Origin of the sequence: Dichotomicrobium thermohalophilum (assembly GCF_003550175.1) — a bacterium.
GTDB classification, from domain to species: Bacteria; Pseudomonadota; Alphaproteobacteria; order Rhizobiales; family Rhodomicrobiaceae; genus Dichotomicrobium; species Dichotomicrobium thermohalophilum.
Window position 1 is genome coordinate 222,952 of record NZ_QXDF01000001.1, and the last position, 14,416, is coordinate 237,367.

Annotated in this window: 16 protein-coding genes and 1 tRNA gene; 10 read left to right on the forward strand and 7 right to left on the reverse strand. The window is 63.2% G+C overall.

The features are described from left to right. The first annotated feature begins 40 nt into the window (after positions 1-40). Both BXY53_RS01025 and mgtE read left to right on the forward strand, forming a co-directional pair. Positions 41-400 carry an HPF/RaiA family ribosome-associated protein gene (locus tag BXY53_RS01025; protein WP_119060103.1) on the forward strand — a complete coding sequence of 120 codons (360 nt, stop codon included), beginning with the start codon at positions 41-43 and terminating at the stop codon, positions 398-400. A 273-nt stretch (positions 401-673) separates the two neighbouring features. After that, the gene (gene mgtE, locus BXY53_RS01030) at positions 674-2,062 is read left to right on the forward strand and encodes a magnesium transporter (RefSeq protein ID WP_245410314.1); all 1,389 of its coding nucleotides are present in this window, start codon (positions 674-676) and stop codon (positions 2,060-2,062) included. Here the strand turns inward: mgtE and BXY53_RS01035 are convergent. Both BXY53_RS01035 and BXY53_RS01040 read right to left on the reverse strand, forming a co-directional pair. Continuing rightward, the gene (locus tag BXY53_RS01035; RefSeq protein ID WP_119060105.1) at positions 2,057-3,292 is read right to left on the reverse strand and encodes a coiled-coil domain-containing protein; all 1,236 of its coding nucleotides are present in this window, start codon (positions 3,290-3,292) and stop codon (positions 2,057-2,059) included. The genes mgtE and BXY53_RS01035 overlap by 6 nt on opposite strands. 89 nt (positions 3,293-3,381) lie before the next feature. Beyond that, a complete protein-coding gene (locus BXY53_RS01040) occupies positions 3,382-4,761 on the reverse strand; it encodes a serine hydrolase domain-containing protein (RefSeq protein WP_170144283.1) in 1,380 nt (459 codons plus the stop codon). 261 nt (positions 4,762-5,022) lie between these two features. Here BXY53_RS01040 and BXY53_RS01045 point away from each other — a divergent pair, with 261 nt between their 5' ends. Together BXY53_RS01045 and BXY53_RS01050 are read left to right on the forward strand one after the other, a co-directional pair. After that, complete coding sequence (locus BXY53_RS01045; RefSeq protein WP_119060107.1) at positions 5,023-6,210, forward strand: hypothetical protein; 1,188 nt, start codon at positions 5,023-5,025, stop codon at positions 6,208-6,210. 152 nt (positions 6,211-6,362) lie between these two features. Next, on the forward strand, positions 6,363-6,767 hold the full coding sequence (locus tag BXY53_RS01050; RefSeq protein WP_119060108.1) for a DUF2177 family protein: 405 nt from the start codon (positions 6,363-6,365) through the stop codon (positions 6,765-6,767). Here BXY53_RS01050 and BXY53_RS01055 read toward each other — a convergent pair. From BXY53_RS01055 to BXY53_RS01065, 3 genes are read right to left on the reverse strand one after another with little or no spacing between them, the layout of a single operon-like run. Next, positions 6,745-7,689, reverse strand: coding sequence for a hydroxyacid dehydrogenase (locus BXY53_RS01055; RefSeq protein WP_119060109.1), 945 nt, complete (start codon positions 7,687-7,689; stop codon positions 6,745-6,747). The genes BXY53_RS01050 and BXY53_RS01055 overlap by 23 nt on opposite strands. Before the next feature lie 53 nt (positions 7,690-7,742). Continuing rightward, positions 7,743-8,912, reverse strand: coding sequence for a UxaA family hydrolase (locus BXY53_RS01060; RefSeq protein ID WP_119060110.1), 1,170 nt, complete (start codon positions 8,910-8,912; stop codon positions 7,743-7,745). 9 nt (positions 8,913-8,921) lie between these two features. After that, a complete protein-coding gene (locus BXY53_RS01065) occupies positions 8,922-9,209 on the reverse strand; it encodes a UxaA family hydrolase (RefSeq protein WP_119061688.1) in 288 nt (95 codons plus the stop codon). Positions 9,210-9,325: 116 nt separating this feature from the next. Between BXY53_RS01065 and BXY53_RS01070 the strand changes: the two genes are divergently transcribed. Both BXY53_RS01070 and BXY53_RS01075 read left to right on the forward strand, forming a co-directional pair. Further along, on the forward strand, positions 9,326-10,039 hold the full coding sequence (locus BXY53_RS01070; RefSeq protein ID WP_119060111.1) for a GntR family transcriptional regulator: 714 nt from the start codon (positions 9,326-9,328) through the stop codon (positions 10,037-10,039). 10 nt (positions 10,040-10,049) lie between these two features. After that, positions 10,050-11,042 (forward strand): Ldh family oxidoreductase, encoded by a 993-nt coding sequence (locus BXY53_RS01075; protein WP_119060112.1) that lies wholly within the window; start codon positions 10,050-10,052, stop codon positions 11,040-11,042. On the opposite strand, the gene BXY53_RS01080 is transcribed toward BXY53_RS01075, so the two are convergent. Next, positions 11,039-11,341, reverse strand: a complete 303-nt coding sequence (locus BXY53_RS01080; protein ID WP_119060113.1) for a hypothetical protein — start codon at positions 11,339-11,341, stop codon at positions 11,039-11,041. The two genes, BXY53_RS01075 and BXY53_RS01080, sit on opposite strands and share 4 nt — an antisense overlap. Positions 11,342-11,602: 261 nt before the next feature. Here BXY53_RS01080 and BXY53_RS01085 point away from each other — a divergent pair, with 261 nt between their 5' ends. From BXY53_RS01085 to secB, 4 genes are all read left to right on the forward strand, one after another. Beyond that, positions 11,603-12,385, forward strand: a complete 783-nt coding sequence (locus tag BXY53_RS01085) for a ceramidase domain-containing protein (protein ID WP_119060114.1) — start codon at positions 11,603-11,605, stop codon at positions 12,383-12,385. Positions 12,386-12,435: 50 nt separating this feature from the next. Continuing rightward, positions 12,436-12,522, forward strand: a tRNA-Leu gene (locus tag BXY53_RS01090). 16 nt (positions 12,523-12,538) lie between these two features. Beyond that, positions 12,539-13,048 (forward strand): DUF6653 family protein, encoded by a 510-nt coding sequence (locus BXY53_RS01095; protein ID WP_245410315.1) that lies wholly within the window; start codon positions 12,539-12,541, stop codon positions 13,046-13,048. A 138-nt stretch (positions 13,049-13,186) separates the two neighbouring features. After that, positions 13,187-13,699: a protein-export chaperone SecB gene (gene secB / locus BXY53_RS01100; RefSeq protein WP_119060116.1), complete on the forward strand. Its 513-nt coding sequence runs from the start codon at positions 13,187-13,189 to the stop codon at positions 13,697-13,699. Here secB and dnaQ read toward each other — a convergent pair whose 3' ends face one another. Next, positions 13,700-14,401 carry a DNA polymerase III subunit epsilon gene (gene dnaQ / locus BXY53_RS01105; RefSeq protein ID WP_119060117.1) on the reverse strand — a complete coding sequence of 234 codons (702 nt, stop codon included), beginning with the start codon at positions 14,399-14,401 and terminating at the stop codon, positions 13,700-13,702. It abuts the gene before it with no gap. Between the last annotated feature and the right edge of the window lie 15 nt (positions 14,402-14,416).

Sequence of the window (14,416 nt, forward strand, 5' to 3'; positions counted from 1 at the left end):
CCCATTCCGTTCCCTATTGCAACACGGGAGAAGAACGATAATGGACGTGCCTGTCGAAATCGCCTTCCGCCACGTGGAAAGCTCCGAAGCGGTCGAAAACCGCATTCACGAGCACATCGAAAAGCTCAAGCAGGTCTTTGACCGGCTGGTAAGCTGTCGCGTGACGGTCGAACTGGTGTCTGGCCACCGCAAGGGCAAGAAGTTTCTGGTCACCGTTGAGGCGAACGTTCCTGGCAAGGCGCATTTCGTCGGTCACAGCAGCACGGACGAAAACCATCAGCACGACGACGTCTACCTGGCAATGCGCGATGCCTTCGCCGCAGTCCGCCGGCAGTTGCAGGACTATGCGCGCAAAGTTCGCGACGACAAGCGCAGCGCCGACGCAGGCCAATCCGGATAGCCCCCGGGGGCCGCTGCCCGGACCCCCACCGGGGTGGGTGAAAAATCGGCGGCAGGCCCCCTGACAAAGGGCGGCGCTGGCGCGATATCCGTTTTTGGGATACGGCTCGCATTAGCCGGTCCGAGAGCCGGTGTTGTGAGTCCCGACTAAAGTTCGGCTCATCGCAGTTTCACCGCTTCGCGCCGGCCTGCGACTTCGGACGCAAACCGGTTCCCGCTTTTTGCTGAAAGTGCTTTACGCCTTCACCGCAACGCGTTTGACAGGATGCCGGCCATGGAAAGCCAAGGCACAGCCGAAGATTTCGCCGACGCGCCGGGACAGGACGACCTGCTCACGCCGGCCTTCGTCGACGCCGTCGCGGATGCACTGGAGCGCGAGGAGATCGACGCGGCACGCACGCTGACGCTGGAGCTGCGCGCGGCGGACCTCGCCGACCTTATCGAATTCCTGCGGCCCGAACTGCGCATCGCACTCATCAAGGCACTCGGCTCCGACCTCCCGGCGGAAATGTTCTCCGAGCTGCAGGAGCCGATCCGCGACGAGCTGGTCAAGGAAATGCCGGTCGATCAGCTCGCCGAGGTCGTCGGGGAGCTGGACAGTGATGATGCCGTCTATCTGCTCGAAGACCTCGAAGAAAGCGAGCAGATCGAGATCCTGTCCAAGGTCAACCGGATCGACCGTGCGCGGGTTCGCCGTTCGCTGGATTACCCGGAGGACACCGCCGGCCGCCTCATGCAGGCGGATTTCGTCGCGGTCCCGCCGTTCTGGTCCGTGGGCCAGACCATCGACTACATGCGCGAGGCGCACGAACTTCCCGACAGCTTTTCCGAGCTCTATGTGATCGACCCGGCGTTTCACCTGATGGGCACGGTCCCGCTCAGCTTCCTGCTGCGCAGCCGGCGGCCGAAGCTCATCAGCGAGATCACCAACACCGATGTCCACACCTTTTCTGCCCTTCAGGATCAGGAGGAGGTCGCGCGGGATTTCGAGCGATACAATCTGCTCTCCGCCCCCGTTGTCGACGAGGATCGGCGGTTGGTCGGCGTCATCACCGCGGACGACGTCGTCGAAGTCATCCAGGAAGAGGCTGGCGAGGACATCTTCCGGCTGGCCGGCGTCGCCGACGAGGCGATCACGGAGAACTTCGTTCAGATCGCGGGCAGCCGCTTCACCTGGCTGTTCGTCAACTTGCTGACGGCCATCCTTGCGTCGATCGTCATCGGCTTGTTCGACGCGACGATCGAGCAGCGAGTGGCCCTGGCGATCCTTATGCCTATCGTGGCGTCGATGGGCGGCAATGCCGGCACACAGACCATGACCGTGGCCGTGCGCGCGCTGGCGATGAAGGACATCACGGCGGTCAACACCATGCGCGTGGTCGGGCGCGAGCTTCTGGTCGGCCTGATTAACGGGCTTCTGTTTGCCGTTCTGCTGGCTGGCGCAGTTCTGATCTGGTTTGGGTCAGGCGAGATCGGCGTGATCATCGCGGTCGCGATGATCGTGAACATGTTCGTCGCCGCCTTGTCGGGCATCCTTGTGCCCATCGTGCTGGACAAGCTGGGGATCGACCCGGCTGTGGCCTCCAGCGTGTTCGTCACGACCGTGACGGATGTGGTCGGCTTTTTCGCCTTCCTCGGCCTGGCGGCACTGTGGTTCTCATGAGCTGGGCGCCAGTTCCCGCGTGAGCTGCTCGAACTCCTTGCGCAGGCTCTCGTTGCGAAAAATTTGCTCGAAGCCGGGTGCTTCCAGCCGGCGGATCGCCTCGAACGTGGCGCGTGAATTCTGCATCAGGGCGCGAAGCTGGAAGCTGGCCTCCACAGTGCGGTACGTGTTGTCGGCGATGCGCAGGTCCCGGATCGTGCGTTTGCGCGCCTCTACCAGTTGCCGGCGCTGAGTCTCCAGATAGTCCTTGTAGACGCCTGCCACCTTCTCCGCGAAGTTCTGTGCCTTCAAGTTCGCATCGAGCGCGCGCTGCTGGTCCGGTCGGTTCTCGCCAGCGAGCAGCCGATAGGTCTCCTTACGGGCCTGACGGATGTCGGTCAGGATCGCCTGAAGCTTGACCATGTATTCGCCATCGATCTTCTCGATCAGCGTGTCCTGCGCGTGCAGCAGCATGGCGAACAGCGAGGCGTGCATGGCGAAATAGCGCCGCGCGGCCTTCGGATTGTCGGATGAGGCTTCGAGCAATTCGCCGAGCCGCCGGTCGATGCCGCTGGCCGCTTCAAACGCCGCGACAAGCTTCAGCAGGTCACCGCCGAGCACGCTGTCGAGCAGCAGGTCGAGCTGTTCACGGGCGATCTTGATGCCGGCATCTTCGAGCGCGTTATGAATTTCGGCTTTCTTTTCCTCGATCACCGCGCGGTTCTCGGCGATCCGGCGCTCAAGCTCCTTGATCGCCTCGTCGATCGAGCTACGGGTGTCGGACAGGAAACCGGGCATCCAGCCATCCTCCGGCGCCGATATCCGCTCTTTCTTTAGCTCGGTGATCTCGTCGCGCATCTGATCGATGGCGGCGCGGCGGTCGGCGATCGTCTCCTGCATCTGCACGATTGGCGCGTCGGTCACAATCTCCAGCGCGGAGTCGAGCAAGGCCCGCACGCGCTCCTCGTTGTCCTCGCGCGTGTCACTCCAGAGCGGCGGCAGGATGAAGGTGTCCTGACTCGGCAGATCGCGCGCCTTGGCCCGCTCTTCGGCGGCATCCGCGAGAATGTCGTCGATGGCCTTCAGCAGCTTTTGCGAGCGTTGATAGGCTTCGTCGTCCGCGCGCGGGTCACGCTGCGTCGCCTCGTTTTCGGCGGTCGATGTCTCCTGCGCCAGCGCGGGCGGCGCACTTGCCAGGCACACCGCCAGGGCGGCGGCCCAGGCCGTTTTCGATTTCGTCAGCGCAAACATCCGGCCCTCCGGGCAAGCCTCGCTTTAAGCGTTACCCGTTAATATAGGGGATGAGCGGCGCCAGCGCGAACCGCGTTCGTGGGATGCCGTTACTCGGGCAGCGCGTCGAGGATACTGCGGATCAGCCGCGCATGATCGAAGCGATCCTGGTCCCGCGTCAGACCGAGCCGCACAATGACCGTCTCGCGCGATGGAATCACCGCAACCATCTGCCCGTCATGGCCGAGGAAGTAGAAGTCGTCCTCAGGGATGGCGGCGACGGCTTCGGGGTCATTATGGGGCGGGGCCTCCAGCCAGACATGCGCGCCGAAGGTACCGCCGCTTCCCGGGGCCGGCTCCAGCGTGTAGTCGAGCCAGTCGCGCGTGAAGATGGTTTTGCCGTTCCATTCGCCGCCCCGCAGGTAGAGCAGGCCGAGCCGTGCCCAATCCCGCGCCGAAGCGTGGACATAGGATGACCCGACCAATGTCCCTGACGCGTCCGGCTCGAATACGGCGGTGTGCATCCCGAGCGGCGCGAACAAAAGCTCGTGCGCCGACGCCGGCCCGACCGCGGCGTCCTGCACCACCCCCGCGAGAATGTTCGATGTTCCGCTTGAATATTCCCAGCACTGGCCCGGATCGCACGTGAGCGGCTTGTCCGCGGCAAAGCCTGCCTTGTCCCCGCGCAGAAACAGCATCACGCGAACATCGGCGAGCATCCCGCCGTAATCCTCGGTGAATTCGAGACCGCTGCTCATTCGCAGGAGATTATCGACAGTGATCGCCCTGCGGGGGTCGTCCGCGCCGTTCCACTCTTCCACCGGCGCACGTTGGTCTGGGGCGATCTCGCCCCGCGCAACCACAGCGCCGGCAAGCGCGTTGGTGACGCTTTTCGCCATCGACCAGCCGAGCTGAGGGGTTTGCTCGGTGAAGCTTGGGGCATACTGCTCGGCGACGAGCCGCCCCCGATGCACGACAACGATCGCGCGCGTGCGTTTGAGGTTCTCCGGGTTGTCCTCCGCGAAGGCTTCGTCCAGCGCGGCATAAACCGCCTCGCGGTTTTCCGGCGGGAGCGCTTCGGCGGCGAGACGGCCGCCTTCGGGCCACAATGCGTCCTGATGCGGCGGCGCGATTGGCTCCAGCGGGCGTAGCGGCTCCTCCGGCCGCGCCACGTCCAGCGCGAGGTGACAGCCATAGCCATCGCGATAGACCGCCCGCTGCGCCGCGAAGCCGCTCGGCACCCACACGTCGACGGCCTCGGCCTCACTGTCGACCGAGTTGGAGAACAGGCCCAGCAGTCCCGAGCGGTCGGCCCGCACATCCTCGGCGATCACCTCATCAGCTGGGCGGCCGGAAACGAACACGCCGGAGCAGAGCATCTTGGCGTAGTAACCCGCGCCAATCATCAGCACCTTCTGAAGCCGGTATAGGCCGAACACCGCGGCCGCGGCGACCACGACGATCACGCCGAATTTGAGAACCCGTTTCACGCGCCCACCCCTGTTGCTGCCGGCTGTTGGGTATCGAGAAACAACTATTCGCTGCGCGCCCGCCCGCCAAGGCCGGATTGCGCCGTACGGGCCGGCCGGTGGCGGTTCCGCCGCGGACTGATCGAATTGCCACGCTGGACCCGCGTTTAAGCTATCGTTAAGAAAATCGGCTGGCTGCGCATTGGCGCTTCGCATAGGCTAACGCCCCACGTGGAAGTCGCGGGTCTCCGCGGCCTTTCGCTTCGGCGGGGGAGACAGGGCATGTCACCGGGTATTCGTGCAACGGTCTTCATCATCTTTGCCATTCTCGGCACCGCGTTCATCAGCGTGCTCGGCGCGCTGACCTACGAATATCCCGCGGATTGGCCCTCCATCGCGACAGTCTACAGCCAACTTTTCCTGTTCTTTCCTACCTTCGGCATCCTGGCGCTGTGCGCGTTCTTCTTCCCGGCTTGCGTCTTCCTCGACATGTACTGGAATCACATCACCGCGGGGCGTATGCGCGTCGTCGTTGGCGGTGTGGCGCTGGCCGTCGGCTCGTTCTTCCTCGCGCAAATGCTGCTGCAGGGCGTCCCCGCGGTCTGGCAGGTGAAGCCGGAAATCCTGAAGACGGACCAGGGCGAGCCCCCGGGCTGCGCGGAAAACCAGTCCTGTGCGCGCCTTCCGGTGCTGGAGGCGATGTCCCTGGTGCGCCAGGTCAGCCAGACACGCGCCGGCCTCGGTCCGTTCGATCGGGACTGCTACTGGGACAAGGATGCCGGCGAGCCGCAATACCTCCCGACCCCCGACAGCTTCAAGGAAGAGCGTTTCTGCTTCGCCACGGGGCGGATGGCCAAGGGCGCAGCGTGCTGCCAGGCGCAGGAGAACCTGCGCAATCACATGCAGGCGATGTATGCGCCGTTGGAAAACCGCGCACTGACCGGCAAGGTGCACGAGTGGGTGTTGCCCTTCATCATCTTCTTCCTGCTCGTGCTCTTCGTGATCGGGTTGATGCTGGTGATCCGGCGCGGCTCGCTGGACGAGTTTTACGGAAAATATCTCAACCGACTGGAGCGCGGCGTGTTGGTCGGCGCGTTTGCCATGCTGTTCTGGCCGCTCTCGAACCATGCCTACATCCAGTCTTCGGCCGTGATGTTCGGCGGATCAAGCCGCAGCCTGTTCGTGATGCTCGCGCCGGGCTTCAGCCTGCTGTTCGGGCTTTGGGCGCTGATGCTGCTGTTCTTCTTCCTGCGCCGCTACAAACAGGATGTCGAGATGGTCGGCAAGATCGGCGGTGTCATTGTCAGCGGCATCGCCTTCCTGCGGTACGAGGAACTGGTCGGCTATTTCGAGCGTCTGGCCGGCTCCGGGGCCGACTCGCTGAGCCTGGGCTTCCTCGGAGCGATTCTTCTCACCGCCTTCCTGCAGCTCATCATCTGGCGCAGCTATGACCGGGAACTCCGGTACTGATCGACGATGTCACACCACACTTTGCCGCCAGCGCGGGTTCGCGCTGCCGACCATTCCCGTTTGATGTCAACGCCTTTTCCGTCTGAGGCCAGCAATCCAGCCTCGCCGTGCGAGCGTTTACAAAAGCAGCACATCTCAGAGGGAACGACCTAATGCAATATCTGGCCGCTTATGTCGCGACTGCCGTCGTGTTCTTGTTCATCGACTATCTCTGGCTCGCCCATATCGCCAAGAATTTCTACTTTTCCCGGTTGGGCGAGTTGTTGGCGGACAAGCCCAATCTGGGCGTCGCGGCAGTCTTCTATGCGGTCTATGTGATTGGCGTCGTGATCTTCGCAGTCGCGCCGGCCCTACAGTCCGGCACATGGAAGACGGCGCTGATCTATGGGGCGCTGTTTGGCTTCTTCTGCTACGCCACCTACGACATGACCAACCTGGCCACGCTCAAGAACTGGCCAGTGACCGTTGCGGTCATTGATACGATCTGGGGTACGCTGCTGACCGGCGTTTCCGCACTGCTGGGCTATCTGATCGTCAGGCAGTTATATCCGGGCTAGCCAGCACTTCGAGGACATTGCGCGCTGTCACGTCGCTGACGCGCGCATTGGACTCTTCCGTCACACCGGCGATGTGCGGGGTCAGGAGGACATTCTCAAGCCCGGCGAAAAGCGCGCCCGTGCCGCCGTCGATCGGTTCGGTTTCGAACACATCCAGCGCAACGCCGGCCAGCCGACCGTCCCGCAGCGCCGCCGCCAAAGCCCGCTCGTCCACGATGCCGCCGCGTGCGGTGTTGATGAGGACCGCGCTCGGCTTCATCCGCGCCAGCGCCGCACCTCCCAGCGCGCCACGCGTCTCCTCGTTCAAAGGAAGATGAAGACTCAGAACGTCGCTGGTTTCCAGCAGTTCCTCGAAGGTCATGCGGCGCGCTTCCGTCTGCCATCGTGGCGCATCATGCGGGATGCCCGGATCATAGGCCGCGATCTCCATGCCGAAAACGCGCGCCCGCGCTGCGGTTGCCTGCCCGATCGCCCCAAAACCGAGCAGGCCAAGCTGCTTGCCTTCAAGTTGCCGTCCGATAAGCTGCTCGCGGGGCCATTCCCCCGCCGTTAGCCGCGGCGTCGCCCCGAAAGCCCCGCGGAGCAGGATGAGCGCGGCGCCAATGACATATTCCGCAACTGCCGCAGCGTTCGCGCCATGCGCAGGCAATACCTTGATCCCGCGTCTTTCGCAGGTCGCGACGTCGATGTTGTCGAGGCCAACACCAAGTCGGCCGACAGCCTCCAGCCGCGCGGCAGCACCGATCAGCCCTCCGCCCACCTGCGTCTTGTTGCGGACAATGAGCGCGCGCGCATCCCTAAGCACAGCCGCGAGGTCATCATCACGCTCCCAGAGTGTGGAGTCGTAATGCACGCTATGGTGCTGCTCCAGAAGCGCCAGTGCCTCCGGCGTGATGAATTCGCTGATAACGATCTCGGCCATAACGGCCTCCGAGAACACGGCGGCAGCCCGGCCGGCCGCCGCCGCTTGACCCGTTACGCGCTGCGATACAGCTTGGTCATCACCAGTTCGCGGTGGCCCAGCGCCTCGGCCGCCGTCATCCGGCCGTTGGCGGTGCGGATCACCATGTCGATCAGCGCATCGCCCGCCTGATCCAGCGTCATGTCGCGACGCAGGATGCCGGAAACGTCCACGTCGATGTGCTCGGACATGGTGCGGACCGTGCGCGGATTCGCGCTGATCTTGACGACCGGCAGGACCGGGTTGCCGACAACATTACCCTGCCCTGTGGGGAAGGTGTGCACGACGTAACCCGCTGCCGCCATGAGGGTGACGCACTCGGCGGCCGCCGAGGACGTGTCCATGAAATAAAGCCCCGGCCCCTTCTCGGGGGCCTCCGCCGGCTTCAGCACGTCGATGTATGTACACTCCCGGCCGATCTTTTCGAGGTTGCCGAGCGCCTTTTCCTCGATGGTCGTCAGGCCCCCCTCGATATTCCCCTTGGTCGGCTGGGATTCGGAGAGGTCTGAGGTCTTGTAGGGCTCGATCACCTCGTCCTGGTAGGCCTGCCAGGTCGCCATGAATTTCTCCGCGATTTCGGGAGAGGCTGCACGCGCCTTGCAGATGTGCTCGGCGCCGGTGATCTCGGAGGTTTCTCCGAATACGCCGTGAATGCCCTCGGGAATCAGCTTGTCGTACATGTTGCCGACGGTCGGGCAGGATCCCAGCCCGGTTGTCGTGTCAGACTCGCCGCATTTCGTCGACACCCAGAGGTCGCCGATCGGGCATTCCTCTCGCTGAAGCTCGCTGGCCCAGTGGACGAAATCCTTCGCCTTTCGAGAGGCGTCCGCGATCGTCTTGATGTCGCCATTCTGCTCGATTGCGAAGGCCGCGACCGGCTTTCCGGTCTCGGCAATACCTTCGGCCACCTTGTTGGTCCAGCCCGGCTCGATGCCGATCACGACACAGGCCGCGATGTTCGGGTTCGCCCCAAGACCGATGATCGTGCGGAAATGCAGATCAAGGTCCTCGCCAAACTGCAAGCGCCCGTAGGAATGGGGGAGAGCGAGCGTGCCCTGAATGTTCTTCGCGACGTTTTCACAAGCGGCGTTCGAGATGTCGTCGACAGGCAAAATCGCCACATGGTTGCGAACGCCGACACGGCCATTTTCGCGCCGGTAGCCAAGGAATTTGCGGTTGCTCATGATGCCCTCCTACCAGCGTTTGGTTTTCAGGTTGTGTGTGTGCACATGTTCGCCGGTCTTGGCGTCGCCGACCATGCGCCCAATATCCTCGCCGTATTTGATGATCGTGTCGCCTTCCTTGAGGTCGGTCAGGGCGACCTTGTGGCCGATGGGGATATCGTCGCGCGCGGTTACCGACACCTCCGAATCGGTTTCGGTAATCACGCCCATCATGGGCGTACCCGCCGTCAGACCTTCGACGACAACGACGCCGACATTGTCCTTCGGCGAGTGAACGAGAAAGTGGGGAGTTGGCACCTGCACCTCCTGTAGCGCGATCCTGGATGGAGTGTTATATCTTATATAAGACTTTTGCTATCGCGCGCGGCGACCCGAGTCAATCGCTTCCGCGCCAAAGATGAAAGGTCCACGCCGTGGAAAAGCTCGACGCGCAGCCCCTGTACACCCGCGTGAAGCGCGCGCTGGCCGAGCGTATCCTCTCGGGCATCTGGGCGCCGGGCCGGTTGCTGCCCAACGAGTTTCAGCTTGCCGAGGAGTTCGGGGTCAGCCAGGGAACAGTGCGTAAGGCGCTGGACGCTCTCGCGGCAGAACATCTGGTGGAGCGGCATCAGGGACGCGGCACATTCGTCGCGCGCCATACTTCCGATACCGTGCATTTCCGCTTTTTCCAGCTTTATGACGCCGGCGGGCGCATTCAACCCGACAGTCGCGACGTGCGCGTTGCCGTGGCCGATCCGAGCGGACGCGAGCGGGCCGCGCTCGCCCTCGCGCCGGAGGGGCGGGTCATCCGCATCACCCGCACACGCACACACGAAGACCATCCGATCATCGATGAGCAAATTTCGCTGTCCGAAGCACTCTTCTCGGGTCTACTGGAGCGCGAGACGATCCCGAACACACTCTATGATCTTTATCAGACCGATTTCGGCATCACCGTTGCGCGGGTGGAGGAAAATCTGCGCGCCGCGCCGGCGAGTGAAGCAACCGCGCGCCGCCTGGACTGCCCGGTCGGTACGCCTGTTCTGGCGATCGAGCGGGTCGCCTTCGACTATAGCGGCCAGCCTGTTGAATGGCGCGTGAGCCAGTGCCTCACCGACTCCGTCTTCTATCATAGCACATTGAAATAAAGAGACGCCCATGACCGAGGTCACGATTTCGATTGCCGAGGCGCGTCACCGCGTCGAGAAAACCCTCATGGACAACGGCGTTACCGCCGACAATGCAGAATCCGTAGCGCGCGCTCTCGTCGATGCCGAGATCGACGGACAGAGCGGCCACGGTCTACGGCGCGTCGCCTCTTACGCGGCGCAGGCTGCCGTCGGGAAGGTCGACGGACACGCCGTCCCGGTCATTAATGAGACTGCACCGGGCGCGCTTCATGTCGACGTCGCCAACGGTTTCTATTATCCGGCATTCGACCGCGTTGCGGGGCGGCTTCCGCAAATGGCCAAGGCCCAGGGCATTGCGATGGCGGGCTTCTACCGCTCGCATCATTGCGGGGTCGCAGGGCACAGCGTCGAGCGGCTGGCGGAAGACGGCTGCGTCGCATTGATGTTCGCTAACACGCCCGCCGCGATGGCACCGTGGGGAGGAGCATCGCGGCTGTTCGGCACCAACCCGGTCGCCTTTGCTGCGCCCCTGGAGGGGCGCGAGCCGGTGGTGATCGACCTGTCGCTATCGAAGGTTGCGCGAGGCAAGATCGTCGCTGCGGCGGAAAGGGGTGAACCCATCCCGGAAGGTTGGGCGGTGGACGTTGAGGGGCAGCCGACTACCGATCCGGCGCGCGCCGTCAAGGGAGCGATGCTGCCGTTCGGGGAGGCGAAGGGGTCTGCTCTGGCGCTCATGGTCGAGATGATGGCCGCAGGGCTCACGGGTGGCCGCTATGCCCGGGACGCAACGTCCTTTCTGGATGCCGAGGGCGGGCCACCCGAAACCGGCCAACTTATCATCGCGATTGACGCGACCGGACTGAGTGCCGATGCGCCCGCGCGTTTCGCGGAGCTGGCAAGCTGGATCGAGGCGGATGGCGATGCGCGACTGCCTGGCACGCGCAGGCTGGCGCGGCGTAAAAAAGTTCAGCACAACGGGCTGAAGGTCGACAGAGCCTTGCTCGAAGGGTTGAGCGGCTAGTCGATAACGAATTCGAAGCGGAAGTAACCAGGCGAGGTGAACTTGTCTCGCTGATGCTCCCAGAAATCGAGGTACACGCGGCGCAACGTGTATTCGCAGGTGATCTCGCAGTCGTACCAGTTGCCGCCCGGCGTCATGACCTGATCGCCGACCGGCCCCCGGCGAACCGGCGCGACAACTGCGCGTGAACTGTAGAAGCTCTCCGCGCGCACGTGCCTGTAAATCGGGCCATAATCATGGGCCTTGTAACGAGCACCGGCATTCCCGGCCTCCGGCACGCCCGAGATCGCAGCCATCATCAAGACTGCCGTAAAAAGAGCTCCCGTCCTGAGGTGCACCATAATGCGTCTCCTCGTGCCGCCGGATATCATCTTGGCCTCGTTCAGCATGCCGCGAAAGGTTAACGTTTGCCGGACAGGAATCAATCGAAACCTTTTCGAGAGCATGCTGCGTGGCAAGGCTTACAATTTCCTTAAAAATGCGATCGTTTTGTGATCTTTGCGGCAGGAAGCGCCTCAATTCGGCCCATGGCGCGCCCAGCTTCGATAACGGGGATGAGCATGGACTGGAGCCAGAAGGTCTTCGCCTACTGTGAGCGCGGCCTCAGCCCGGCGTTCTGGGCGGAGCCGGTGAACGCGACAACCAACGTGGCCTTCCTGATCGCGGCGCTCGCCGCGCTGGCGCTGCTTTATCGAGAGCCGAACCACAAGCGCACGGTGACGAGGCATCTGCTGATCGCGCTGGTGTTCATCATTGGCATCGGCAGCTTCCTGTTCCACACCTTCGCCACCCGCTGGGCCGCCGTGGCGGATGTTGCGCCGATCGGGATCTTCATGCTCGCCTATCTGGTGTTCGCTCTGCGCCGCTTCGTCGGAGCCAACGTCTTCTGGTCGCTGGTGGGGCTGGCTCTGTTTATCGGCGCGATGATGGCCGCGGGGCGGCTGCAATGCTGGGACGGGCAGGTCGGCTTCAATCTCGACATCCCGGAAGGTGCGCGCGGAAGGTGTCTCAACGGCAGCGTCGGTTATCTGCCTGCCTGGGGATCTATGCTGCTGATCGGCGGATATTTGAGCGCGTTCGCCTCCGACGCTTTCACGCGCCGGCGAACAGGTCCGCTGGTGCTCACCGCAGGCATCGTCTTCACAGCTTCGATCGCGTTCCGATCGCTGGACATGGCGCTGTGCCAGACGGTGGCGATTGCCGGAACGTCCATCGGCACCCACTTCATGTGGCATGTGCTCAATGCCGTGACGCTGTTTCTCTTGCTGGTGGCTGCGATCCGGCATCCTCTCGGGCGGGAACGCCAGGAGATCACGCCGCCGCGGCCAGCCCGGGCCTATTAGCAGCGCGGCTTGCTTCGCTCCGCGGCCTCGCGCATAACGGCATCAAGCGCGCGGACGTGGCGGAATCGGTAGACGCAACGGACTTAAAATCCGTTTCCCGAAAGGGAGTGAGGGTTCAAGTCCCTCCGTCCGCACCATGCATGGGGCGTCGCCGTGGACATCTTTCGCTGTGCCGAGAGGCTGATGTTGATGGATGAGGAGACGTGGCAGCGCCACGCCCATCCGTTCAGCGTCTGGACCCGCATATTCCTCGGTTTGCCGCTGCTGGTCCTGGCCGTCTGGTCGCGTCTGTGGATCGGCGGCTGGTGGTTGCTCGCGCTCGCAGGGGCGCTCGCTTTCCTTTGGCTTAATCCGCGCCTGGCGCCAATTCCGCAGCATACCAATAACTGGGCCTCGAAAGCGGTGTTTGGCGAACGCGTCTGGCTAAACCGGCAAGAGGTGCCCATTCCGCCTCATCACCGGCTTGCGCCGCATCTTCTGACCGTTGTCTCCGCCATCGGCATCCCTTTTCTGCTCTGGGGTCTGTACGCGCTCGCGCTCTGGCCAACACTCTTCGGCGCCGCACTGATCTATCTGGGCAAAATGTGGTTCGTCGACCGCATGGTCTGGCTCTACGAGGACATGAAGGACGCGCACCCATCTTACGCAGCGTGGATGCGTTAGGTGCGGCGCGCGGGCCAGCTTGAATGCCGCCGCCCGCCATGCTAGCCACGATTGCAACATTCGATCACGCGGGACGGTTGCAACCGCACGAAAGAACCAGCCGCGCCGCGACCAACCGCAAAGCGATAGAGGCGACAGATGGCGGAAGAGAACAAGCCCAATGGCGGCGACGACCAAAGCACTGAGCAGGCCCAGCAGGGGCCACGAGTCAGCGTCCTCGGCCAGTACATCAAGGATCTCTCGTTCGAGAACCCGAACGCCCCGAAATCCCTGCAGGAGCCGGGCGAGAACCCGAACCTTCAACTCAATTTCAATGTTGGCGCCAACAAGCTAAGCGAAGACACCTACGAGGTGACGCTGCATTTCGAGGGCGCGGCCAAGAGTGAAAGCTCCGGGATTTATCAGCTTGACCTCGTTTATGCCGGAGTGTTCCGGGTGGAGAATTTTCCGCAGGAGCGGCTGCGCCCGTTCCTGTTCGTGGATTGCCCGGCGACGCTGTTTCCATTTGTCCGCCGGATCATTGCCGATCTCACCCGCGAAGGTGGCTACCCGCCGCTGCTGATCGACCCGATCGATTTCGCTGCGCTCTATCGGCGCAACGCAGCGCAGCAACAGCAACAGCAACAGCAGGAAAACGAAGCAGAAGCCTGACTATTCGCGGCTTTCGTAGCTGTCCCACAGAGCGGGCGCGCCTAGATCTTCGAGGAACGCCCGGTGCGCTTCTTGTTCCTCAGCGGTGAGACGCGGGGGCAAAACCGCAGGGCGTGGGCGCACACGGATTTCCGTACCGGGCTGAAGCGCCGGACCGCGCGCGAAAGCTTCCTCCAGGCCAAGCGCAGCCTGTGTCCCACCGATCAACTCCATGTAGACGCGAGCAAGCAGTTCGCTGTCCAGCAGGGCGCCATGCTTGGTCCGCTCGCTCAGGTCGATGCGATACCGCTTGCACAACGCATCGAGGCTGTTCGGCCCGGCCGGATGCTTGCGCCGGGCGAGCGCCAGCGTATCGACCACCCGGTCGAACGGGATCGGGTCGCGCGAAACCTGCACCAGCTCGTGATTTATGAAGCCGATGTCGAAACTGGCGTTGTGGATGACCAGCTTGGAGTCGGCGATGAACTCCAGGAACGAGTCGGCGACCTCGGAAAAGACCGGCTTGTCGGCGAGGAAGTCATTCGTGATGCCGTGCACCTGCTGTGCGTCCTCGGGCACATCGCGCTCGGGGTTGATGAACTGGTGAAATTCCCGCCCACTCGGAACGTAATTCACCAATTCGATGCAGCCGATCTCAATGATCCGGTGGCCCTGTTTCGGATCGAGGCCGGTGGTCTCGGTGTCGAGCACGATCTCGCGCATGACTTCCCCCGCTGA

Bases quoted from the DNA above. Each gene is read 5' to 3' on its own strand.
- BXY53_RS01075 (WP_119060112.1), top strand. From the start codon at position 10,050: ATGACCGAGGTCACGATTTCGATTGCCGAGGCGCGTCACCGCGTCGAG.
- BXY53_RS01045 (WP_119060107.1), top strand. From the start codon at position 5,023: ATGTCACCGGGTATTCGTGCAACGGTCTTCATCATCTTTGCCATTCTC.
- BXY53_RS01085 (WP_119060114.1), top strand. From the start codon at position 11,603: ATGGACTGGAGCCAGAAGGTCTTCGCCTACTGTGAGCGCGGCCTCAGC.
- secB (WP_119060116.1), top strand. From the start codon at position 13,187: ATGGCGGAAGAGAACAAGCCCAATGGCGGCGACGACCAAAGCACTGAG.
- dnaQ (WP_119060117.1), bottom strand. From the start codon at position 14,401: ATGCGCGAGATCGTGCTCGACACCGAGACCACCGGCCTCGATCCGAAA.
- BXY53_RS01025 (WP_119060103.1), top strand. From the start codon at position 41: ATGGACGTGCCTGTCGAAATCGCCTTCCGCCACGTGGAAAGCTCCGAA.
- BXY53_RS01035 (WP_119060105.1), bottom strand. From the start codon at position 3,292: ATGTTTGCGCTGACGAAATCGAAAACGGCCTGGGCCGCCGCCCTGGCG.
- BXY53_RS01055 (WP_119060109.1), bottom strand. From the start codon at position 7,689: ATGGCCGAGATCGTTATCAGCGAATTCATCACGCCGGAGGCACTGGCG.
- BXY53_RS01060 (WP_119060110.1), bottom strand. From the start codon at position 8,912: ATGAGCAACCGCAAATTCCTTGGCTACCGGCGCGAAAATGGCCGTGTC.
- BXY53_RS01080 (WP_119060113.1), bottom strand. From the start codon at position 11,341: ATGATGGCTGCGATCTCGGGCGTGCCGGAGGCCGGGAATGCCGGTGCT.
- mgtE (WP_245410314.1), top strand. From the start codon at position 674: ATGGAAAGCCAAGGCACAGCCGAAGATTTCGCCGACGCGCCGGGACAG.
- BXY53_RS01050 (WP_119060108.1), top strand. From the start codon at position 6,363: ATGCAATATCTGGCCGCTTATGTCGCGACTGCCGTCGTGTTCTTGTTC.